General features: G+C 74.3%; 18 protein-coding genes and 1 pseudogene. 10 read left to right on the top strand and 9 right to left on the bottom strand.

What is annotated here, in order from left to right; all coding sequences use genetic code 11:
* The 3 genes and pseudogenes from PV721_RS27240 to PV721_RS27230 form a co-directional block, all read right to left on the bottom strand.
* Window positions 1-1,852 (bottom strand): annotated as a pseudogene (locus PV721_RS27240) (hypothetical protein); the annotation flags it as partial.
* Between the two features lie 54 nt (window positions 1,853-1,906).
* Window positions 1,907-2,806, bottom strand: coding sequence for a hypothetical protein (locus PV721_RS27235; RefSeq protein WP_319728549.1), 900 nt, complete (start codon window positions 2,804-2,806; stop codon window positions 1,907-1,909).
* 307 nt (window positions 2,807-3,113) lie between these two features.
* Complete coding sequence (locus PV721_RS27230; RefSeq protein ID WP_319728548.1) at window positions 3,114-4,619, bottom strand: hypothetical protein; 1,506 nt, start codon at window positions 4,617-4,619, stop codon at window positions 3,114-3,116.
* Between the two features lie 127 nt (window positions 4,620-4,746).
* Here PV721_RS27230 and PV721_RS27225 point away from each other — a divergent pair, with 127 nt between their 5' ends.
* The 5 genes from PV721_RS27225 to PV721_RS27205 all read left to right on the top strand — a co-directional run bounded on the left by PV721_RS27225 (window position 4,747) and on the right by PV721_RS27205 (window position 8,640).
* Complete coding sequence (locus PV721_RS27225; protein ID WP_319728551.1) at window positions 4,747-5,514, top strand: 5-oxoprolinase subunit PxpA; 768 nt, start codon at window positions 4,747-4,749, stop codon at window positions 5,512-5,514.
* Entirely contained in the window at window positions 5,511-6,131 is a 621-nt protein-coding gene (locus PV721_RS27220; protein WP_319728546.1) for an allophanate hydrolase subunit 1, read from the top strand. Before PV721_RS27225 ends, PV721_RS27220 begins: the two co-directional genes overlap by 4 nt.
* Complete coding sequence (locus tag PV721_RS27215) at window positions 6,124-6,990, top strand: biotin-dependent carboxyltransferase family protein (RefSeq protein WP_319728545.1); 867 nt, start codon at window positions 6,124-6,126, stop codon at window positions 6,988-6,990. The genes PV721_RS27220 and PV721_RS27215 overlap by 8 nt, the downstream gene beginning before the upstream one ends.
* Window positions 6,991-7,063: 73 nt before the next feature.
* A complete protein-coding gene (locus PV721_RS27210) occupies window positions 7,064-7,639 on the top strand; it encodes a sigma-70 family RNA polymerase sigma factor (RefSeq protein ID WP_319728544.1) in 576 nt (191 codons plus the stop codon).
* Window positions 7,636-8,640 carry a hypothetical protein gene (locus tag PV721_RS27205; RefSeq protein ID WP_319728542.1) on the top strand — a complete coding sequence of 335 codons (1,005 nt, stop codon included), beginning with the start codon at window positions 7,636-7,638 and terminating at the stop codon, window positions 8,638-8,640. Before PV721_RS27210 ends, PV721_RS27205 begins: the two co-directional genes overlap by 4 nt.
* A 78-nt stretch (window positions 8,641-8,718) precedes the next feature.
* Here PV721_RS27205 and PV721_RS27200 read toward each other — a convergent pair whose 3' ends face one another.
* On the bottom strand, window positions 8,719-10,116 hold the full coding sequence (locus PV721_RS27200) for a HEAT repeat domain-containing protein (RefSeq protein ID WP_319728540.1): 1,398 nt from the start codon (window positions 10,114-10,116) through the stop codon (window positions 8,719-8,721).
* A gap of 332 nt (window positions 10,117-10,448) precedes the next feature.
* Window positions 10,449-10,871 carry an ankyrin repeat domain-containing protein gene (locus PV721_RS27195; RefSeq protein ID WP_319728539.1) on the bottom strand — a complete coding sequence of 141 codons (423 nt, stop codon included), beginning with the start codon at window positions 10,869-10,871 and terminating at the stop codon, window positions 10,449-10,451.
* A 316-nt stretch (window positions 10,872-11,187) separates the two neighbouring features.
* Here PV721_RS27195 and PV721_RS27190 point away from each other — a divergent pair, with 316 nt between their 5' ends.
* Entirely contained in the window at window positions 11,188-11,382 is a 195-nt protein-coding gene (locus PV721_RS27190) for a hypothetical protein (protein WP_030706611.1), read from the top strand.
* Between the two features lie 70 nt (window positions 11,383-11,452).
* A complete protein-coding gene (locus PV721_RS27185) occupies window positions 11,453-13,066 on the top strand; it encodes a hypothetical protein (protein WP_319728537.1) in 1,614 nt (537 codons plus the stop codon).
* A gap of 63 nt (window positions 13,067-13,129) precedes the next feature.
* On the opposite strand, the gene PV721_RS27180 is transcribed toward PV721_RS27185, so the two are convergent.
* Window positions 13,130-14,632 (bottom strand): PLP-dependent aminotransferase family protein, encoded by a 1,503-nt coding sequence (locus PV721_RS27180; RefSeq protein ID WP_319728535.1) that lies wholly within the window; start codon window positions 14,630-14,632, stop codon window positions 13,130-13,132.
* A gap of 314 nt (window positions 14,633-14,946) precedes the next feature.
* Between PV721_RS27180 and PV721_RS27175 the strand changes: the two genes are divergently transcribed.
* The 3 genes from PV721_RS27175 (at window position 14,947) to PV721_RS27165 (ending at window position 17,882) form a co-directional block, all read left to right on the top strand.
* A complete protein-coding gene (locus PV721_RS27175) occupies window positions 14,947-15,717 on the top strand; it encodes a glycerophosphodiester phosphodiesterase family protein (protein ID WP_319728533.1) in 771 nt (256 codons plus the stop codon).
* A 68-nt stretch (window positions 15,718-15,785) separates the two neighbouring features.
* A complete protein-coding gene (locus tag PV721_RS27170; protein ID WP_319728532.1) occupies window positions 15,786-17,195 on the top strand; it encodes an MFS transporter in 1,410 nt (469 codons plus the stop codon).
* 312 nt (window positions 17,196-17,507) lie between these two features.
* A complete protein-coding gene (locus tag PV721_RS27165) occupies window positions 17,508-17,882 on the top strand; it encodes an RNA polymerase-binding protein RbpA (RefSeq protein WP_007262928.1) in 375 nt (124 codons plus the stop codon).
* 122 nt (window positions 17,883-18,004) lie between these two features.
* On the opposite strand, the gene fxsA is transcribed toward PV721_RS27165, so the two are convergent.
* From fxsA to PV721_RS27150, 3 genes are all read right to left on the bottom strand, one after another.
* Window positions 18,005-18,598, bottom strand: a complete 594-nt coding sequence (gene fxsA, locus PV721_RS27160; protein WP_319728520.1) for an FxsA family membrane protein — start codon at window positions 18,596-18,598, stop codon at window positions 18,005-18,007.
* Between the two features lie 67 nt (window positions 18,599-18,665).
* A complete protein-coding gene (locus tag PV721_RS27155) occupies window positions 18,666-19,451 on the bottom strand; it encodes a polyprenol monophosphomannose synthase (RefSeq protein ID WP_319728519.1) in 786 nt (261 codons plus the stop codon).
* Between the two features lie 328 nt (window positions 19,452-19,779).
* Window positions 19,780-21,373, bottom strand: a 1,594-nt coding sequence (locus PV721_RS27150) for an amidohydrolase (RefSeq protein ID WP_319728518.1), incomplete at its 5' end; no start/stop codon positions are given.

Here is a 21,373-nt window from a genome sequence, read left to right as displayed (position 1 = left end):
TCAGGTTTGTATAAGCAACAGCAACCGGCAGAGCCGCTGACGAAGCCGCACGCGAGGCCGCCGCCCGGTACTCGGCGTCGTGGGCGGCCTCGGCGCCGTCGGCGGCGTCCGCCGCACGGGCCGCGGTGAGCTCGGCGCGGGATTCCGCGGCGGCGGCCTCGCGGGCGGCTTCGGCGGCGGCGCGGGCGGTTTCGCGGGCCTCGTCCCAGGCGGCCACGGCGGTCTTCTCGGCGTCGGTGGCGGCGAGGGCCGCGCGCGCCGGGTCGGCGTCGGGGGCGGAGTCGTCGAGCCAGCCGGCGCGGACGGCCTCGGCGGTCTCCTGCTGGACCTCGGCGAGGCGCGAGCGGAGGTGCTCGGCCTCGCTGCGGGCCCGCTGGGCGGCCGTGGCGGCGGCGGTGGCGTCGCGGTGGGAGTCCTCGCCGGTGGCCTGGAGGGCGGCGGAGCGCTCCTCCTCCTCGTTGGCGAGCCGTTCTCCCTCCTCGGCGGCGGTGTGCAGGGCCCGTACGAGCTCGCCGGCGGCCGTGGCGCGTGCGGCCAGCGCGGGGGCGGCGTCCCGCTCGGCCTCGCGGATCGCGGCGGCGACGCGGGCGGAACGGTCGGCGGCGGCGCGGTGGCGCAGCACGATCTCGGCGGCCTGCCACGCGGAGTGCAGCGTGCGGGCCTCGAGGAGCTCGCGGCGCTGGGCGGCGGCGGCCTTGTCGGCGACGGTGAGGGCCAGCGAGGCGTGCCGGTAGGCGAGTTCGGCGGAGACGGCGGCGCTGCGGGCGCGGGCGGAGTCGGCGGCGGTGACCTGGTGGGCGGCGGCGGTGACCTGTTGGGCGAGGTCGGCGGCGCGGCCGCGTTCCTCGGCGGCGCGGGCGGACAGCCGCCGGGCGAGGGTGCGCGTACGGCGTTCGGCGCCCGCGTGGACGTCGCGCAGCCGGGAGCGGGTTCCGGCGGCCTCGACGATCTTGGTCAGCAGGTCCACCGAGCCGGCGGTGAAGTCGCGTTCGGCCATGAGCTCGGCGCGGCGGCCTAGCTTGTTCCCGAAGCCGTGGACGAGGTCGGCGAGGCCGTCGGTGTCGCGGGTGTCGGTGACGGCGCGCAGCAGGAGGTCGGTGAAGTCGGAGTCCTTCTTCACCGCGAAGAGGCCGGCCGCCTCGCCCTCGTCGGCGTTCATCTCGCGCTGGTAGCGGAAGAGTTCGGGGTCGAGGCCGAGTTCGGTGAGGTGCTCGTTCCAGCGGTCGTGGATCTCCTCGAAGTACACCTCGAGGTGCGGGTAGGCCTTGCCGGCCTCGGTGAGGGCGTCGCGGAAGCCCTTCATGGTGCGGCGGCGGCCCTGGGCGCCGGAGGCGCCTTCGACGGGCGCGCGCACGGCGGTGGCCTCGGCGACGGGCAGGTTGTCCAGGCCGAGGCCCGGGCCGGGGCGGAAGGAGTACCAGGCCTCGGCGAACTTGCGGGGATCGTTGGAGACCTGGCGGCCGCGCCATTCGCTGACCTTGCCGACGACCACGCACTCGCCGGTCTGGGTGTGCTGCCACTCCAGGGCCACGTGGCCGCAGTCGTCGGCGAGGAGGAACTTGCGCAGGACGCCGGAGCTCGCGCCGCCGAGGGTGTTGCGGTGGCCGGGCAGCATCACGGAGAAGATCAGCTTGAGGAGGACGGACTTGCCGCCACCGTTCTCCAGGAACAGCACGCCGGCGGGCGCGGGCCGCCGGGGCGGGCCGGTGGGCTCGTCCTCGAAGAACTCCGCCTGGGCCGGCGCCGGGTGGGGCACCGGCTCGCCGACTCCGCGCAGGTCGAGCACGGTGTCGGCGTAGCGCGCGCCGGCGGGCCCGATGGAGTAGAGGCGGATCCGGGACAGCTCGTACATGGCGGCGGACTCTCGTGGTGTCTGGTGACTCAGGGCGTACGGAGGACGGGTGGCTCAGGCGTGGAACGGGAGCCCGGCGTCGGCGGCCAGGTCCAGGTCATCGCCCTCGGGCGGCGGCAGGAGGGTGGCGGAGCCGTCGGTGACGGGGACCACGCCGAGTTCCAGGAGTTCGGCCATGGCCGCACTGCCCGCCATGTCGCGGACCTGGAGCTGGTAGCGGGGGGTGGTGCGGTAGGTGCCGCCGGACTCGTCGCCGGTGCGCTGCAGGAAACCGGAGTCGGTGAGGAAGGCGGCGGCCTTGCCGACGATGCCGGTGGTGGAGCCGGCCAGGCGGCGGGCGTCCTTGGTGGCGCCGGTCGCGCTGCGGCGGGCGTAGACGCGCCAGGCGGCCTCCAGGCCGGGGGCGTCGGAGGCCGGGTCGGTGTTCTCGCCGAGCTCCTCGGCGCGCTCCTCCAGACGGCGGCAGGTCTGCCGGACGAAGGAGTCGACGCCGTTGACGGTGATGCGGCCGATGTAGCCGTCGTCGGCGAGGTCCTCGGGGCGGGGGAAGGCGAGGGCGGCGACGGCGAGGTGGGCGAGGCCGTGCAGGAACCGGTCGGCGGAGTCGGCGGCGGTGCGCCGGGCGTAGTCGCCCATCCGGACGGCGAAGACGGAGTCCTCGCCGGCGGCCACGGCCATGCCCGCGCGGGGGGACACCTCCAGGACGACGAGGCCGAGGCCGGTGGCGACGGCGTCGGCGAGGCGGCCGAAGGCGGGATCCTCGCGGTAGCGGCGGAGCAGCTCGGCGTACTCGGCGTCACGGGCGGGGAGCAGCTTGGGCTGCAGCCCGAAGGCGACGAGCCGGGCCGCGTCGGCGGCGTCGGCGGGGGTCACCGCCGGGTTGGCGGCCGCGACGGGGGTGGCGGGAGCCGCGGGCTCGCTCCACGCGGGGTGCTCGGCGTGGTGGTCGCTCACGGGTGGGTCTCCTCGGCGGTGCGGGTGGTTCGGGCGGTGCGGGGCGCGCGGCAGCGCCGCACAGGGGATTCGGCCTCGTCGGCGTCGTACGCGACGCGCGGGCGTCCGGCCGGTGGCCCGGCCACATCCAGCCTCGCCGGCGTTTGAGGCGCGGGTCCGGGCAGAGCCCGGTGCCCGGCGAAGCCGGGTTTCCTGGGGCTCCGCCCCAGACCCCGCTCCTCGAACGCCGGAGGGGCTGAATGGGGAGCCGGAGGGGCTGAAGCGGGAGCCGGCGAGGCTGCGATGGGCCAGGCCGAGGCAATGCCGGTCATGAGGCCTCCGCGCGGTCGGCAGCCATGCCGGCGGCGTCGAGGAGGGCGGTCCCGACGATGAGGTCGGCGCCGCCGAACTCGGGGTCGTCGAGCTGCGTGCCGTCGTCCACCGCGAAGAGCAGCCGCTCCTCCCCCTGCCGGTACGCCGTGCCGACGGCCGGGCTCGCCGCGTGGACGGCCAGCAGGGCCACCAGGTACGGCAGGTCCGCATCACTGCGCCGGGCCTCCGCGAGGAGCCCCGACAGCCGCCGCGGCGCGTCGTGCGGGAGGTCCAGGAGCTGCATCGCGGCGGCGAGCTGCTCCTCGCTGAAGCGGCTGTCGTCCGGGGTGGCGATGAGGTCCGGTTCGGGCATCTCCGCGCCGAGGTGCTCGCGTTCCACGGGCGGGGTGAGCAGGATCTCGACCAGGTCGGTGACGCGCACCGAGACCGGCGTGCGCAGCCCCGCGCCGGAGGCGAAGAAGGCTCCGGTCACCCGGCTCGCCTGCTCCAGGGGCAGCGGCAGGAGCGGGGCCACGAGCTGGCCGTACAGGTCGATGCCGGAGCGCGGCGCCGGGGCGGCGAAGGCCTGGCGGTCCTGCTCGGCACGGAAGAGCGGGCCCGCGTCCAGCAGCCGGGACTGGAGCTGGGTGTGGCGGCGGATGCAGTCCTTGACGATGTCGACGAGCTCGGCGGCGCGTCGCTTGTTCTCCGGCTCCTCGGCCTCGTCGCGCGCCTTGCGGATGTTGGTCAGGATCGCGTTCTCGTGGCGGTAGCGGTCGGCGACGTGCTCGAGGGCCTCGGCGATCATGTCGGGCACGGCCTGCAGCCAGTCCACCGCCCGGACGTTGCGCCGGGTCGCGTCCAGGGTGCGGCGCAGGGTCTCGGCGTACTGGACGGTCCGGTAGCGGGCCTGCTCGGCGGCCAGCTGGGCGTCCGCCAGCCGCCCGCGGCTGATCAGCACCTCCAGCTTGACCTCGGCGGCGATCTGGGCGCTGGTGACGTCGGTGTCGAGGGCGCCGACCAGGACGTTGACGGCCTCGTCGGTGGTGCGCAGGTAGACGGCTCCGCCGTAGCCCGGGACCTCCTCGATCAGCTTGAAGTCGTAGTCCCGGCGGACGTAAACCCCGTCCGGGCCGAAGGTGCCGTAGATCGCGCGGAAGCCGCGGTCGACGCTGCCGACGTTGATCAGGTTCTCCAGCACCCAGCGGGCCACCCGCTCGTGCTCGGCCGCCGGGCGGGACGGGGCCTGGGCCGCGACGCGCGGCAGCAGCCTGGCCACTATCTGCTCGTGGTCGGCGCCCGTGTCGAAGTCCATGTTGAGCGTGACCAGGTCGATCGCGGCCAGCGCGACCTCCGCCATCGCGTAGACGCCGTACTCGCCCGCCAGATTGGCTTTGCGTACGTCGAGGTCGTGGAGCGGGGCGGTGCAGGCGAGGGCGCGGAGCCGCCGGGCCAGGCCCTCGTCGGCGGCCGGGCCCGGCGCCGGGGACGGGAGGGTCTTCGCCGGGGCTGGGAGAGTCACGGACAAAGACTAGGTCCTGTTGCTGACAACATCCCAAACGGCATGGTTCGGCCGGATCGTCCCCGGCCGATGCGTCGGACGCCTGCTCTACGCTCAGCGCATGGATTCCATGATCGCATCCTCTCCCGTGGTCGACCTCAACGCCGACCTCGGCGAGGGATTCGGGCGCTGGACGCTCACCGACGACGAGGCCCTGCTCTCCGTCGTCACGAGCGCGAACGTGGCCTGCGGTTTCCACGCCGGGGACCCGTCCATCATGCGCCGGGTCTGCGAACGGGCCGCGGAGCGCGGCGTACGGATCGGCGCGCAGGTCTCCTACCGCGACCTGGCCGGCTTCGGACGGCGCGCGATGGACGTGCCGGCCGACGAGCTGGCGGACGAGGTGGCCTACCAGATCGGCGCGCTGGAGGTGTTCGCACGGGCGGCCGGCTCCCGGGTGTCGTACGTGAAACCGCACGGCGCGCTCTACAACCGGACCGTGCACGACGGCGACCAGGCCGCGGCCGTGGTCGCGGGCGTCCGGCTGGCCGCCGGGTCCGGTGCCACCGGGGGCCTGCCCGTCCTGGGGCTGCCCGGATCGCTCCTGCTCGCCGCCGCCGGGGAGGCCGGGCTGGCCGCCGTACCGGAGGCCTTCGCCGACCGTGCCTACACGCCCGCCGGGACGCTGGTGCCGCGCACCGAGCCCGGAGCGGTGCTGCACGACCCGGACGCGGTGGTGGCGCGGGCCGTGCGGATGGCCGCCGAGGGGACGGTGGCGGCCGCCGACGGGTCGCCGGTCCCGGTGGCCGCGCGCTCGCTGTGCCTGCACGGGGACACCCCGGGGGCGGCGGTGCTCGCGCGGCGGGTCCGCGAGGCGCTGGGACGGGCCGGCGTCCGGGTGGAGGCCTTCGCGTGAGGCCCCTCGTCGTGGGCGGCGAGGCGCTGCTGATCGAGCTGGACTCGGCCGCGGAGGTGGCCGCGCTCCACGCCGAGCTGCTGCGCCGCCGGGACGCGGGCGAGCTGGGCCCCGTACGGGACCTCGTGCCGGCGGCGCGGACCGTGCTGCTGGACGGGGTGCGGGACCCGGCCGCGCTGGGGGCCCGGATCGCCCGGTGGGAGGTGCCCGCGCTCGCGGAGGCGGAGGGGTCGCTGGTCACCGTCCCGGTGCGGTACGACGGCCCGGACCTCGCGGAGGTGGCCCGGCGGTGGGGGGTGTCCCCGGGGGACGTGCCGGGGATCGTCGGCGGCACCGGCTTCCGGGTGGCCTTCTGCGGGTTCGCCCCCGGCTTCGGCTACCTGACGGGGCTCCCGGAGCGCTTCCACCTGCCCCGCCGTGACACGCCACGTACGGCCGTCCCGGCGGGCTCGCTGGCGCTGGCCGGCGAGTACGCCGGGGTGTACCCACGCTCCTCGCCCGGCGGCTGGCAGCTGATCGGCTCCACGGACGCGGTGCTCTGGGACCCGGAGCGGGAACCGGCGGCGCTGTTCGCGCCCGGCGTACGGGTGCGGTTCACGGAGGCGGGCCGTGACTGAACTGCTGGTCGTGCGGCCGGGCGCGCTGACGACGGTCCAGGACCGGGGGCGCCCGGGGTACGCGCACCTGGGCGTACCCCGCTCGGGAGCGCTGGACACGGCGGCGTACGCGCTGGCCAACCGGCTGCTCGGCAACCCGCCGGACGCGGCAGTACTGGAGACGACCCTGGACGGGACCGGGCTGCGGGCGCTCGCCCCCCTGGTCGTTGCGGTCACGGGCGCCCCCTGTTCCGTACGGGTCTCCGGTCGCCCGGTGGCCTGGGGAGCGCCGGTCCGGCTGCCGGCCGGGGCGGAGCTGGAGGTGGGCCCGGCCCAATCGGGGCTGCGCAGCTACGTCGCGGTACGGGGAGGCCTGGCCGTCCCACCGGTCCTCGGCAGTCGCTCGACGGACCTGCTGTCGGGCCTGGGGCCCGCCGTCCTGTCGGCCGGGATGCGGCTGCCGGCGGGCCCGGCCGGGCCGGATCCGGTGCCCGGGGCGGACCTCTGCCCCCTCCCCGGGCCGCCCGCGGAACTGCTGCTCCCGCTCCGCCCGGGGCCGCGCGCGGACTGGTTCGCCCCGGCTTCGCTGGCCGGGCTGTGGCATGCGGAGTTCCGGGTGTCGGCGAGGTCCAACCGCATCGGCCTGCGCACGGAGGCGGGCCCGCCGCTGGTCCGCGCCCGGCCCGGGGAGCTGCCGAGCGAGGGCATGGTGCTGGGCGCGGTCCAGGTCCCGCCGGACGGCCTGCCGGTGGTGTTCCTGGCCGACCACCCGGTGACGGGCGGCTACCCGGTGGTGGGCGTGGTCCCGCCGGGCCCGGCCCTGGACGCGGCGGCGCAGGCCCGGCCGGGCACTGCGGTGAGGTTCCTGCGGGCCCGGTGAAACGCTTGCGGGGGCTCCGGCCAAGTACGGAGTGAGGGGGCCGACCGGGTCCCCGCGCAGGGGAGGAACCAGGGTGCGAAGCCCACAGCAGACCGGGCCACCGGATCTCACCACGCACGAGGGATTCGGAGCGTTCTACGAGGAGCACATCGACGCCGTGCTCGGGTTCGTCACCCGCCGGGTCGCCGACCCGCACCTGGCGGCGGACCTGACGGCGGACATCTTCCTCGCGGCGATGGGCTCGGCCTCCGGCTATCGGCCCAACAGGGGGGCGCCGATCGCCTGGTTGTTCGGGATAGCACGCAACGTCCTGTCGGGCCACGCCCGCGGACTCGCCCGCGAGAGCGGCGCGCTGGCGCGGCTGAGCGGCCGGCGCCTCCTCGAGGACGAGGATGTCGCCGCCCTGGAGGAACGGATCGACGCCCAGCGGGCCTTCCGGTCACTCGCCGAGCGCCACGCCGCCCTCTCCGAGCCGCTGCGCGCCGCCCTCGACCTCGTGGTCATCGACGAACTCACCCCGGCCGAGGCCGCGCAGGCCCTCGGGGTCACCCAGGCGACCGTCCGCGTCCGCCTGCACCGCGCCCGCCGCGCGCTGCGCGGGACCGGGCCCGCCGCCGTCACCGAACCGCATTTGGAGGCAGCCCGATGAGCACCAGGCCCCGCGGGTTCGAGGACCGGCTCAAGGCGGCGCTGCTGGCCCGTCTCCCGGAGGAGGCGCCGGCCCCGGCTCCCGCCCGCTCCTTCGCCCGTCGCTACGGCATCCCGCTCGCGGTGGGCGTCGCGACGGCGGCGGTCGTGGCGGCGATGACCCTGGCCGGCGACAGCGGCGGCAACGGCTCGCTGCCCGCCGTCGGTCCCACCGGCTCGCCGAGCCCTCCGGCCACGGGCGCCCCCGAGATCAAGAAGGATCCGGACGGATCGCTCCGGTTCCAGCTGCCCAAGCACGATCAGATCCCGGCCCTGGTGGACCGGCTGAAGGAGCTGGGGGTCCAGGTCTCACTGGTCCCGAAGCGGCCCCCGTCCCAGTGTTCCGAGCTGGACGGCGGGTACCGCGGTCCACAGGCCGACTCCGCGGCCGAAATCATGCAGGGCAGCGCTGACGGCTTCGACTTCAAGGTCAACCCGAAGACGGTCCCACCGGGCCACACGCTCGCGATCTCGTGGGCGGACTACCACCCGCTGGGTGAGCAGGGGATCGGCTTCGGCGTGATCGAGACCTCCAAGGTCCCATCCTGCTCCATCGACTACTCCGAGGGCCTGGACGAAGCGCTGAAAGCGCGCTCCGAGCCCCCGAAGGACCCCGGCAAGACCATCGAGATCCCCGCGCCCGAGCCCGGCGAACTGTCCGAAGTGGTGCGGAGCCTCCAGGAGCAGGGGGTCAGCGTCGCGGTGATCGAGAAGAAGCCGGCGTCGGAGTGCACGCATGTGGGTGGCGGCTACCGGGGTCCCCAGGCCGACCCCGAGGCCGAGCTGTCCCGACATCCGCAGAGGTCCACGTTGAAGATCAACTCGAAGACGGTCCCTCCGGGGTACACGCTCGTGTTCTCGAAGCCGGCCAGGCCGTCGGGCCCCGGCGCCACGGTCGGGTACGGCGTGAAGGAGACGTCGAGGGTCACGCCCTGCGAGATCGACTTCTCGCTGGGCGGGTGACGACCTCTTCGCGATGGGCCCCGGACGCCCCGGCCTTCTTCAGGCCGGGGCGTCCGCGCGGAGCGACGGGGAACGCCCCTACACGGCCGACTCCGGAGCGATCCGGCTGCGCACGGCCGACTGGACGTCCTCTTCCTCGGCCGGGTCCGTCGCCAGGCGGCGCAGCCGGGGGGCGACCCGGGCGTCGGCGGTCTCGGCGTGGCGGGCCGCCACCTCGCGGGTGGTCTCCTCGCAGTCCCAGAGGCATTCGACGGCGAAGCCCGCCGCGAAGGAGGGGTCCGTGCTGGCGAGGGCCCGCGCGGCCCGGCCGCGCAGGTGGGAAGAGGCCGTCTCGCGGTAGATGTGGCGCAGGACGGGGGCAGCGCAGCCGATGGCGAGGCGGCCGGCTCCGTCCACGAGGGCGTAGAGCCGCCGGGTGTCGGGGCCCGAGCCGCGGACCGTGGAGCGCAGGGCGCCGAGGACCAGTTCCGCGTCCTCGGCTCCGCCCCGGGCGGCGAGGGTGGCCGCGGCGGCCGCGCCCAGGGCGTCGGGGCGGTGGATCCAGCGCCGGGCCCGTTCGACGGCCTCGGGGCCGCACATGCGCTCGTAGGCGGCCACGGCGGGCTCGTCGGCGGCGGCTTCGATGAGGTCCAGGACGGCCGGGTTGTCCGGCTCGGCGAGGACCAGGTGGTGCAGGGCCGTGGCGCGGGCGGCCTCGCCGGAGGCGCCGGCGGCGGCCGCGAGGATCGCGGAGCGGTCCTCGGGCGCCGCCACGGCGGCCAGGCAGCGCGCGGCGGGCACGTGCAGCGGTGTGCCGCGGCGCAGCCCGTCGGCGGCCCAGTCGAAGACGGCCTGGACCCCCCAGCCGGGCCGGGGGCCGCTCGGGTTGAGCTGGCGCTGCCAGCGGTCGAAGGAGCCCTGCTGACGGGCGGCGCTCAGGCGCTCGCCGTGCTGCGGGGTCTCCTCCCACAGGCACCACGGGCGGGGCTCGTAGGCGTCGCGGACGGCGGCGGCCAGCCGCGCCTCGCCCTCCGCCGTGGCGGGGAATCTGGCGAGTACGGGCGCGGCCAGTGACCGCAGGCCTTCGTCGTCGTCGCGCAGGGCGAGTTCGTCGAGGGCCCAGGCCCAGTTCGCCCCGGACGCTGCGTAGCGGCGCAGGAGCATGAGGGCGTCGTCGCGGCCGTACGAGGCCAGGTGGCCCAGGACGGACAGGGCGAGGCCGGTCCGGTGGTCCTCTTCGTCGACGAGGTCGTCGGCGCTGAAGAGGTGGTTCTCGATCTCGCCCAGGGGACCGTTGAGGTCCAGGTAGAGCCGGGCGTAGTACAAGGAGCGGTTCTCGACCTGCCAGTCCTGGCGCGGGTCGCGGAGCACGCACTGGTTGAGGGCCTCGAGGGCCTCCGCCCTGGGTGCCGCGAGTGCGTGCAGCGTGCCGTCGCCGCGGCCGCGCTGGAGGAGCCCGAGCAGGGTACCGCTCGGTGCTATGACTGGTTCGAACATGGGAGTGGCCTCAAATCAAGCTGGGGACGCAACCGGGAATCGGGATTCACAGGGCCGCGTAACAGCATGTGAGGACGTCCGCCGTCATGTTCCGCTCGATGTAGACCATTGCCTTCTCACTCTCGTCAGTTCTTCGTGACCATGGTGGCCGGGCCGGGCCGGGACACCCTTCGTGTCCTACCCGCTCCGGCCCGCCCCCCGTGCTCGCGAATCGAATCCGACGCCATGATGGCCCAGGCGGTTTGTGCACCGCGACCACATTTACGGCCGCCGTGACCAACCTGTGAGGTCGGGAACCGGCCGGGCGCGGCCAGATCCCAGGCAAAAGCGGACTACTTGGCTCCGAAAAGTTCCAGCAGGTCGGCCTTGGCGAACATGCGCGCCGTGTCCACGGCGGAAGGGGTTCCGGCGTTCGGATCGGCCCCGCCGGCGAGCAGGGCACGGATGACGGCCTCCTCGCCCTTGAAGACCGCCCCGGCGAGCGGGGTCTGGCCGCGGTCGTTGGCGCGGTCGGCTTCGGCGCCGCGGGCCAGCAGGGCCGAGACCGCGTCGGCGTGGCCGTGGTAGGCGGCGAGCATGACGAGGGTGTCGCCGCGGTCGTTGGTGAGGTTCGCCGGGACCCCGGCGTCGAGGTAGGCGGTGAGCGTCTCGGTCTCACCCTGACGGGCGAGGTCGAAGATCTTGGTGGCCAGTTCGATGACGTCCTCGTCGGGGACGCCCTGGGAACCGGCGCCTTCTGCAGCCTGGTCGCTCATCGTTCGTGCCGCCTTTCACTCGTTGCTGACATGGTCCGCCCCGCAGCCCCGTCCCCAGGACGGGCGGGCAGGGGGGTGCACGGCACTGCGTCCGTACGGGTGAATCGCCAGGGTAGCGCCCTGGCCTGCGCATGTCCGGGCCGGGCCGAGGCAAGGATCACCCTCGACCCCCTGTGCGCCGGACGCGCCAGCCGGGCTGAGCCGGTCAAGTGAAAACCCCGGGAATTCACCCGTATGCACCTTTTGTCGCATTGATACTTGCTGTGAGCCTGGAAGAACTGATGGTGACTGTCCCCACCAACCAGGAGAACTCCTCATGGTCCTGTCCATCTCAGGCGTGGTCCTGCTCGGCATCATCTGCTTCCTCTTCTTCAAGAAGGACGGGATGAAGCTGTCGCACGCGTTCGTCTGCTCGCTCTTCGGCTTCTTCCTCGCAGGCTCCGCCATCGCCCCCAGCATCACGGCGAGCACGGCGAGCCTCGCGAGCCTGCTCGGCGGGATCAAGCTCTAGCCCGGCCATCGCGCAGCGCCACCAGCAACACCCGAAGCACCCGTCACACCCACAACTCCAGGAGACGCCCGTGGCCCGGCGCCCACTTCCCCGCATCCTCAGCAGCGGCACCGTGTCGCTGTCCCGGGGCCGCGACCTCGCTCGCACGGCCGCCGACACCGCCACGGACGTCCTCCATCCGCTCCTCACCATCGGACGCGGGCTGCGCGTCCTGGCCTCGGCCGGGCGGCGCAGATGGTCCGAGACCCCCAAGGACAAGCGTGGTCCCGCGCTGTTCCTGGGAGCCGCCTGCGTCCTCGTGGTCGCGCTCGTCCCCTACGGTCCGCTCCTCGCCCTGATCACCCTCATGGCGGCCGCGGCCTGGCAGGGACGCGACCGCAACCCGGTGAAGACCGGGCCCAGCGATGCCGAGACCGAACGGCTCGGCTCCCTCTACGAAGCCCTCGTGCCGTACTTCTCCATCCCGGAGGACCCGAACCCCCTCTTCGCCCACGGCGGGGACTGGGACAAGGCCTTCAGCGGCTACGAGTTCGACGAGGCGGGCCGCATCACCCGGCTCCACATCCGCTACCCGGCCTACTTCACCGATGGCGAGGCCGCCTCACGGGCCCGGATCGAGGCACTGCTGCACGCCAAGTCCGGGCGCGGACGGGAGTATCTCTTCGACTGGGACGAGGAGGGCAACCAGCTCGACCTGAGTGTGCTGGCGGCGCTGCCGACGGGCATCGCCGCCCAGCCGTTCGTGACCTCACCCGGCGAGACCGTGCTCGGCTTCACCGACGCGGGCGGCGTGCAGCGCACCCTGCCCGTACTGGAGGGCGACGAGCCCCGCGACGTGCCGCCGGTGATCTGGCGCACCGGGCCCCGCTCCACCGAGCCGCACCTGCTGGCCGTCGGCCAGCCCGGATCCGGCACCTCCACCCTGCTCCGCTCCGTCGCCCTGCAGGCGCTGCGGCACGGCGGCGACGTGCTGATCGTCGACGGCGGCGGCAGCGGCGACTACTCCTGCCTGTCGGGCCGCGCCGGCGTCCTCGCCGTGGAATGCGGGCCGACCGGGGCGCAGGCCACCCTGGAGTGGGCCGCGCAGGAGACCGAGCGGCGGCTCATCGCCACCCACCGGGCGCGGGAGTCCGGCCGGCCGGCGCCCGAGGACACCCGGCGCCCGCTGTGGATCCTGCTGGACCAGCCGAGCGTGCTGGCCCATCTCGCCGTCGCCGAAGGCGGCCCCGACCCGCTCGCCCAGCTGCAGGTGCCGCTGCGGCACGGCCGGCCCGCGCACGTCACGGTGGTGGTGGCCGAGCACCTCGACCACCTGGAACTGCTGAACGACGCCGTCTGGCAGCACACCCGCGCCCGGATCGTCCTCGGGCCCGCCGGGATCCAGCAGATCGCCGACGTGCTGGGGCTGCCGCCGCACACCACCCCCACCGCCCAGGTGCCGCCCGGCCGCGGGTACGCCCGGCTCGGCGCGGGTCCCGTGCACCGGCTGCAGGTGCCCGCCACCCCGGACCCGTACGACGAGGCCACGAACGCGGCGTACCGCCAGGCCGTGCTCGAGCTGCTGCCGGACCGGCAGCAGGGCCCGGGCCGCGGTCCCGGCAAGCCCCTCCACTCGCTGCCGCCGGCGCAGGGCTCGGCCGTCGACGCCTCGGAGATCCCGGAGGTCCCGGCCGAGGCACCGTGACCCCGGCCGCGCCCCGGCTTCGGGGTTCCGGGCCGCTTCCCTGCCGGCGCTTCGGCAGCGGTACTACGCCACGAACGTCCGCGGCGGCTCCGCGCCGCTGCCACCGGCGCCCGTGCCGACCAGCCGGGCCGCCGCCGCCAGCCGGGAGGCGGCTTCCTCGGCCACCGGCCCGCCCACGGTGAACGGCAGCCGGACGTAGCCCTCGAAGGCCCCGTCCACGCCGAACCTCGGCCCCGAGGGGACCCGCACGCCGACCCGCTCCCCCACCTCGGCCAGCCGGGAGCCCGACAGGCCGCCCGCGCGGGCCCACAGGGTCAGCCCGCCCTGCGGAACCGAGAACTCCCAGTCCGGCAGCTCCCGGCGGACCGCGGCGACCAGCGCGTCGCGGTTCTCCCGGGCCTGGTCGCGGCGGATCCCGACGGCCTCCCGCCAGCCCCCGGTGCGCATCAGCCAGTTCACCGCGAGCTGTTCCAGCACGGGCGTGCCCAGGTCGGCGTAGGCGCGGGCGGCGACCAGGCTGCGGATCACGTCGGGGGCGGCGCGGACCCAGCCGATCCGCATGCCCGCCCAGAACGCCTTGCTGGCGGAGCCCACGGTGATGACCGTGCTGCCGGCCGGGTCGAAGGAGCAGACCGGGCGGGGCATCTCCAGCTCCGGGTCCAGCTGGAGTTCCAGCATGGTCTCGTCGGCGACCAGGACGGTGCCGGCCGAGCGGGCGGCGGCCACCATCGCGCGGCGCTGCTCGTCGGAGGCCAGGGCACCGGTCGGGTTGTGGAAGTCGGCCACGACGTAGGCGAGGCGGGGGGCCGAGTCGCGCAGCACCTGCCGCCAGACGTCCATGTCCCAGCCGGCCAGCCCGTCCGCCATGGCGACGGGCACGAGGCGGACCCCGGCGGCGCGCATGAGCTGGAGGATGTTGGCGTAGGACGGCGACTCCACGGCGATCCGCTCCCCGCGCCCGGCGAAGAGGCTGCAGATGGCGTCGATCGCGCCCATCGCGCCGGTCGTGACCATGATCTGTTCGGGCATGGTGGGGATGCCCTGCTCGGTGTACCGGTCGGCGAGCATCCGGCGCAGCGCGGGCAGGCCGGCCGGGTAGTCGCCGTGGGTGTGCGCGTACGGGGGCAGCTCCTCCAGGGCTCCCTGGACGGCCTTGGTGAGCCAGGGCTCGGGGGCGGGGAGGGCGGCGCAGCCGAGGTCGATCATCGAGCCGAGGGACTCCGGCGGCAGCGGCTCCAGGCCGCGCGCGGGCAGCGGGTTCCCGGCCGGCACGGAGGTCCAGCTGCCGGAGCCCCGGCGGGACTCCAGGAACCCCTCCCCGCGCAGGGCTTCGTACGCCGCGGCGACGGTGGTGCGGCTGAGGGAGAGGGCGACGGCCAGCTCCCGCTCGGCGGGGAGCCGGGCGGCGACCGGGACGCGCCCTTCGAGGACCAGGAGGCGGATCCCGTCGGCGAGGGTGCGGTACGCGGGCAGTTTGCGGGCGCCGGGGACCGCGGGGCGCTCCTGCTGCGAGGTGATGAGACGGGCGAGCTGCGCGGCGCCGACCGCCGAGGTCCATTCGGCCATTGCGTCCGGTCCACCTTCGTCGGATTGGCCTCGACGGCGGGCGCCGGGAGCCGGGATTGGATTGATGTCTGCGGGCACAGCCTGTCACGCGCCAGTCCACTTGCACCAGGGGGTGTCGTACCGGGGCGCCGGCCGCGCACCCACGGGGTACCGGTCGGGGCACCAGAGGGGTGTCAGGTGGGCGCCGAAGGGGTGCGGGTGGGGCACGGGAGCGGCGCCGGAGGACCATCGGTGGGCCCCGGTGCGGGCGCCGCCCCGTCCGCCGTTCACCTCGCGTACCACCGTCCACTCATGTCCCGGGGGATACTGCCGCCGTGACGCACGTACGCCTTCGCCATCCGTATCTGGACCACCCGGCTCCGATCCCCTTCGCGCACCGGGGAGGCGCCGCGGACGGACTGGAGAACACCGCCGCCGCCTTCCGCCGGGCCGCCGAAGCGGGCTACCGGTACTTCGAGACCGATGTGCACGCCACGGCCGACGGGAAACTCGTCGCCTTCCACGACTCCACGCTGGACCGGGTCACCGACGGCCGGGGCCGGATCGCCGAGCTGTCCTGGAAGCAGGTCCGCGAGGCGCGCGTGGCGGGCACCGAGCCGCTGCCGCTCTTCGAGGAGCTGCTGGAGGAGTTCCCGGACGCCCGCTGGAACATCGACGTCAAGGCCGAGTCCGCGCTGCACCCGCTGGTCAACCTGATCGCCCGGGCGGGGATCTGGGACCGGGTCTGCGTGGGCTCGTTCTCGGAGAGCCGGGTGGCCCGCGCCCAGAAGATCGCCGGCCCCCGGCTGGCGACCTCGTACGGCGTACGCGGGGTGCTCGGCCTGCGGCTGCGCTCGTACGCGATCCCGGCGGCGCTGCGCGTGGGCGCGGTGGCCGCGCAGGTGCCGGAGACCCAGGCGGGCATCCGCGTGGTCGACCGGCGCTTCGTGCGGACCGCGCACGAGCGGGGCCTCCAGGTCCACGTCTGGACCGTGAACGAACCGGAACGCATGGAGGCTCTCCTCGACCTGGGTGTCGATGGCATCATGACCGACCGGATCGACATCTTGCGCACGGTGCTGGACCGGCGCGGGGCCTGGGCCTGACACGCTCCTCGGCCGCCGCGCGGGCACGGGGGCCGCTGCCGTACGGGGACCAGCGAGGGGGACACCAGGTGAGCGCGGAAGACAGCAGGACGGCCGAGGAAGCGGAACCAGCGGAACCGGGAGCCGAGGACGGCAGACCGGCCGCGACGGCCGCTGCGGCGACGGCCGCGCGCAAGCGCGAGCAGCAGGGCTGGTACTTCTACGACTTCGCCGTGTCGGTGTACTCGGCGAGCGTGCTCACCGTGTTCCTCGGCCCGTACCTGACCTCGGTGGCCAAGGCCGCGGCGGACGCCGAGGGCTTCGTGCACCCGCTGGGCATCCCGGTGCGCGCCGGGTCCTTCTTCGCCTATGCGGTGTCGGCCTCGGTGATCCTGGCCGTGCTGCTCATGCCGCTCGTGGGCGCCGCGGCGGACCGGACCGGGCGCAAGAAGCCGCTGCTGGCGGTGGCCGCCTACGTCGGCGCCGCGGCGACGGCCGGGATGTTCTTCCTGGGGGGTGAGCGGTACCTGCTGGGCGGGCTGCTGCTCGTCGTGGCGAACGCCTCGCTGTCCGTCTCGATGGTGCTCTACAACGCCTACCTGCCGCAGATCTCCACTCCGGACGAGCGGGACACCGTCTCCTCGCGGGGCTGGGCCTTCGGTTACACCGCGGGCTCCGTGATGCTCGTGATGAACCTGGTGCTCTACATGGGCCACGACTCCTTCGGCCTCACCGAGGGCATGGCGGTGCGGATCTGCCTGGCCTCCGCGGGCCTGTGGTGGGGCGCCTTCGCCCTGATCCCGCTGCGCCGGCTGCGGGACCGGGCCGTGGTCCGGGAGCCGGGGGTCGGGCCCGCGGTGAGCGGCTGGAAGCAGCTCGTCGCCACCCTGAAGGACATGCGGCGCTACCCGCTGACGCTGTCGTTCCTGCTGGCGTACCTGATCTACAACGACGGCGTGCAGACGGTGATCTCCCAGGCCTCCATCTACGGCTCGGAGGAGCTGGAGCTGGACCAGTCCACCCTGATCGGGGCGGTGCTGCTGGTGCAGGTCCTGGCGGTGGCCGGGGCGCTGGGGATGGGCCGCCTCGCGCGGATCTACGGCGCCAAGCGGACGATCCTGGGCTCGCTGGCCGCGTGGGGCGTGACGCTCGCGGTCGGGTACTTCCTGCCCGCCCGGACCCCGGTGTGGTTCTTCGCGCTCGCCGCGATGATCGGGCTGGTGCTGGGCGGCAGCCAGGCGCTGTCGCGCTCGCTCTTCTCGCACCTGGTGCCGGCGGGCAAGGAGGCCGAGTACTTCTCGGCGTACGAGATGAGCGACCGCGGGCTGAGCTGGGTGGGGCCGCTCGTCTTCGGCCTGACCTACCAGCTCACGGGGAGCTACCGGGACGCGATCATCTCGCTGGTGGCCTTCTTCGCACTGGGATTCGTGCTCCTGGCGCGAGTGCCGGTGCGGCGCGCGGTGGAAGCGGCAGGCAATCCTGTACCGGAGCGGATCTGAGAGCGGTCCACGAGTGCGCACGGCCCGGATCCACGAACGAATTCCGAACGAATTTAGACGTTGAAGCAAAGGGCCGGTAGTGTACGCCTTTGGCCTGCCAGGCGGACCGTTACTGCGCGCTCAAGAAGCGTGGACGTTGGGTGACATCTGCTGCCAGATGTGACAAAACGGGCATTGGTGGGTACAACAAGGGGCGGCACGACGGGCGACGCACGACCCGGAGCGGGAATCTATACCGCCGACCGGACGTTGACCGGATGACGACGACAGCGACACCTGTCCTGTGGGCGACAAGCCCGGGAGGCACGATTCATGAGTGAGCGAGCTCTCCGCGGTACGCGCCTCGTGGTTACCAGCTACGAGACGGACCGCGGCATCGATCTGGCCCCGCGCCAGGCGGTGGAGTACGCATGCCAGAACGGACATCGATTTGAGATGCCGTTCTCGGTTGAGGCAGAAATTCCGCCGGAGTGGGAGTGCAAGGCGTGCGGCGCCATGGCACTCCTGGTGGACGGGGACGGGCCCGAAGAGAAGAAGGGCAAGCCTGCGCGAACGCACTGGGACATGCTCATGGAGCGACGCACCCGCGAGGAGCTGGAGGAAGTGCTGGCCGAAAGGCTTGCGGTCCTGCGCTCCGGCGCCATGAACATTGCCGTGCATCCGCGGGACAGCCGCAAGTCCGCCTGACAGCCGGACGGATACACAAGCCGAGGGGCCCCGCCACACAGTGTGGCGGGGCCCCTCGGCTCTCTCCTGCGCTCTTCCCGATCGGGCCCGCCGTGGCGGCCGGGCCCGATCGGACCGGTGTTCTACGGGGTCAGGGGCGGGCGGTGGCTCGTCTGCGGGCCGCCCGGGCCCTCGGGCCGGTCCTCACGGATGACCTCGCCCTGGACGACCTTGCCGTCGGGGTGGTGGATACGGGCCTGCCGGAAGGCGTCGCCGAAGCTCCCGGCCGGGGCCGCGGCCATCTTCCGCTCCATCGAGCGGGTCGCACGGCGGCCGATCCAGGTCCGGACGGGCGGGAGCAGCAGGAACAGACCCGCCACGTCGGAGAGCAGGCCCGGCAGCATCAGGAGCAGACCCGCCAGCATGGTGAGGCCGTTGCCCTGGCCGGGCTGCTGCGGGGCGGGCTGCCGCCCCTGCTGGGCCTGCTGGAAGGTGTCCGCCAGGTTCTTGAAGGCACGCCGCCCGGCCCGCTTGATGACCACGGCGCCCAGCACCATGGCGCCCGCGAGCAGCGCGGCGACGGCCAGCCCGCCGGCTGCGTCCGCGACCACGGTGAGCAGCCAGATCTCCAGGATCAGCCAGGCGGCGATCGCCAGAGGGAGGAAGGTTCGGGCGGGCGAACGCCGCCGGGGGGCCGTCGAAGTCCCCGGCCGCAGGGATCCAGTGCCGGTCGTCATACCGACCAGTGTGCCTGGGGACGCATAAAACTGTCCTCAGCCGGAGGTACGGGAGGGCCCCTAGGGGTCAGCGCCCCGGGCCGGGCTTGCCGGGGTCCTTGCCCAGCAGCTTGGCCGCCTGGGCCTTCAGGCCCCACTGGGTGACCCGCCACAGGGCCTCCACCACGATGTCCTTGCTCATCTTGCTGTCGCCGAACTCGCGCTCGACGAACGTGATGGGCACCTCCACCACGCGGAAACCCTTCTGCACCGCCCTGCGCGCCAGGTCGACCTGGAAGCAGTAGCCCGCGGAGGCCACCTCGTCCAGGCCCAGGCCCTCCAGGGTCTCGCGGCGGAAGGCGCGGTAGCCGCCGGTCACGTCGCGGATCGGGACGTTCAGCATCAGCCGGGAGTACGTCGAACCGCCGCGCGAGAGGATCTCCCGGCTCTTGGGCCAGTTGACGACGCGGCCGCCCGGCACCCACCGGGAGCCCAGGACCAGGTCGGCGCCGGCCAGTGCGGTGAGCAGGCGGGGCAGCTCCTCCGGCTGGTGGGAACCGTCGGCGTCCATCTCGACGATCACGCCGTAGCCGGCGTCCAGGGCCCAGAGGAAGCCCGCTAGGTAGGCCGCGCCGAGCCCTTCCTTGCCCTTGCGGTGCAGTACGTGCACGTGGTCGTCGCCGACCGCGAGCTCGTCGGCGAGCTTGCCGGTGCCGTCGGGGCTGTTGTCGTCGGCGACCAGGATGTGGGCCTCGGGCACCGCCGCGCGGACGCGGCCGACGATCAGCCCGATGTTCTCCGCCTCGTTGTAGGTCGGAATGATCACCAAGGCCGTACCGAGCGGCCCGTAGGTCCGCTGTCCGCCGTCGCTCACTGGGTCCCCTTTTGTGCGCTTGCACGTCCTGTACGTCTGGTCGCAGAGGATGACTTTAGAACAGTGATCGGGGCCCGCGGTCCTTCGGGCCGGTCAGACGCCCGCTGGCTGCGGGCCACCGTGACCGTTGTCTACTGGACCGCCGGGCCCCGACCCGGGGCCACCTCCCCCAGCTACCACTGGGGGTGCCCCCACCGGCGAAACCTTCCCTCGCCCCCGAGGCGCGGGCGCGCTGAGCAGACGGATCCGTCCGGCACGGACGTCCTGTGGTGGACCCGGCCGAACCTATCCGGGTCCGACCGCCCGTACCGAACCGAGGCACATCGGATCACCCCTGTGGGCGTACGAATACCTCCCGCCCGCCGACCACGGTGGCGAGGCACACCGGCAGTTCGGATCCGGGGGTCAGGTCGGGCAGTCCGGGGGTGCCCGAACGGGGGTCGGTGGACCAGCGGGCGACCCGGTCGTCGGGAGCCTGGACCACCAGTTCGCCGGTCTGCCAGACCGCGTAGTCGGCCGGGGCGCCGGGTACCAGGATCCCCGCGTCGTCCCGGCCCAGGGCCCGCCAGCCGCCCCGGGTGTGGGCGGTGAAGGCGGCCCGTACGGAGATGCGGTGCTCGGGGGTCCGGTGGAAGGCGGCCGCGCGGACCGTGCCCCAGGGGTCGAGCGGGGTGACCGGTGCGTCCGAGCCGAAGGCCAGCGGCACCCCGGCCTTGAGCATCGCCGCGTACGGGTTGAGGGTGCGGGCCCGCTCGGCTCCCAGCCGGTCGGCGTACATGCCGTCCTCGCCGCCCCAGGCCGCGTCGAAGGCGGGCTGCACGGAGGCGGTGAGCCCCAGCTCCGCGAAGGCGGCGATGGCGGCGGGCGTCATCATCTCGGCGTGCTCGACCCGGTGCCGGGCGGCGCGGACCCGGGCCAGGCCGACCTTCTCGGCGGCCGCCCGGACGCCCTCGACGACCGCGGTGATCGCGGCGTCGCCGATGGCGTGGAACCCGGCCTGGAGGCCCTCCTCGGTGCAGGCGGCCACGTGTTCGGTGACGGCCTGCTGGTCGAGGTAGTTGGTGCCGGTGTGCGGGGCGTCGGCGTAGGGGGCGTGCAGGCAGGCGGTGTGCGAGCCGAGGGCGCCGTCGACGAAGAGGTCACCGGCCGCCCCGACGGCCCCGAGCGCCTTGGCCAGTCCCAGGTCCCGGTCGGCCCAGTACCCGAAGACGCGCGGCCCGGGTCGCTCGGCGGCCAGGGCGAGCAGACCGCTGAAGTCCTCGGCGGAGGAGATGTCGGGCCCGCCGCACTCGTGCAGGGAGCCGATGCCGAGGGAGGCGGCCCGGTCGAGGGCGGCCCGCTGGGCCTCGGCGCGCTGGGCCGGGGTGACGGCGGCCAGGGCGGCCCGCCGTACGGCGTGGTGGTCGTCGGCGGTCAGCGGCCGGTCCCCTTCGGGCCGCACGGCCGGGACGAGGTCGAGCAGGGCCGTGGTGACCACCGCCGAGTGGACGTCGATGCGGCTGAGGTAGAGGGGGCGGCCGCCGGCGGCCTCGTCCAGCTCGGCGCGGCGCGGCGCCCGGCGCTCCGGCCAGCGGGCTGCGTCCCAGCCGTGCCCGAGGAGGACCCGGTCGGCCGGACGGCTCGCGGCGTACGCGCGTACGAGGTCCAGCGCGGCCGTCAGCGAGCGCGCTCCGCTGAGGTCCAGCCCGGTGAGGGCCAGGCCCGCGGAGGTGGTGTGGACGTGGGCGTCGGCGAACGCGGGCGTGACGAGTGCCCCGCCGAGGTCGACGACCTCGTCCACGCCCTGCGCGAAGGCGTCGGCCGCACCCTCGGAGCCGACCCAGGCGATGCGGCCGCGCTCGACGACCATCGCCGTGGCGAAGGGGTCGGCGGGGCTGTGGACCTCGCCCCCGCGGAGGAGGACGGTGCGGGTGGGGTCGGTG

Source organism: Streptomyces sp. MB09-01, assembly GCF_033794505.1.
Lineage (GTDB): Bacteria > Actinomycetota > Actinomycetes > Streptomycetales > Streptomycetaceae > Streptomyces.
This window is presented reverse-complemented; position numbering and strand designations above follow the sequence as displayed.

Excerpts from the sequence above, each read along its gene's own strand:
- PV721_RS27205 (WP_319728542.1), top strand. The coding sequence starts at position 7,636 with ATGAGCACCAGGCCCCGCGGGTTCGAGGACCGGCTCAAGGCGGCGCTG.
- PV721_RS27200 (WP_319728540.1), bottom strand. The coding sequence starts at position 10,116 with ATGTTCGAACCAGTCATAGCACCGAGCGGTACCCTGCTCGGGCTCCTC.
- PV721_RS27195 (WP_319728539.1), bottom strand. The coding sequence starts at position 10,871 with ATGAGCGACCAGGCTGCAGAAGGCGCCGGTTCCCAGGGCGTCCCCGAC.
- PV721_RS27190 (WP_030706611.1), top strand. The coding sequence starts at position 11,188 with ATGGTCCTGTCCATCTCAGGCGTGGTCCTGCTCGGCATCATCTGCTTC.
- PV721_RS27180 (WP_319728535.1), bottom strand. The coding sequence starts at position 14,632 with ATGGCCGAATGGACCTCGGCGGTCGGCGCCGCGCAGCTCGCCCGTCTC.
- PV721_RS27165 (WP_007262928.1), top strand. The coding sequence starts at position 17,508 with ATGAGTGAGCGAGCTCTCCGCGGTACGCGCCTCGTGGTTACCAGCTAC.
- fxsA (WP_319728520.1), bottom strand. The coding sequence starts at position 18,598 with ATGACGACCGGCACTGGATCCCTGCGGCCGGGGACTTCGACGGCCCCC.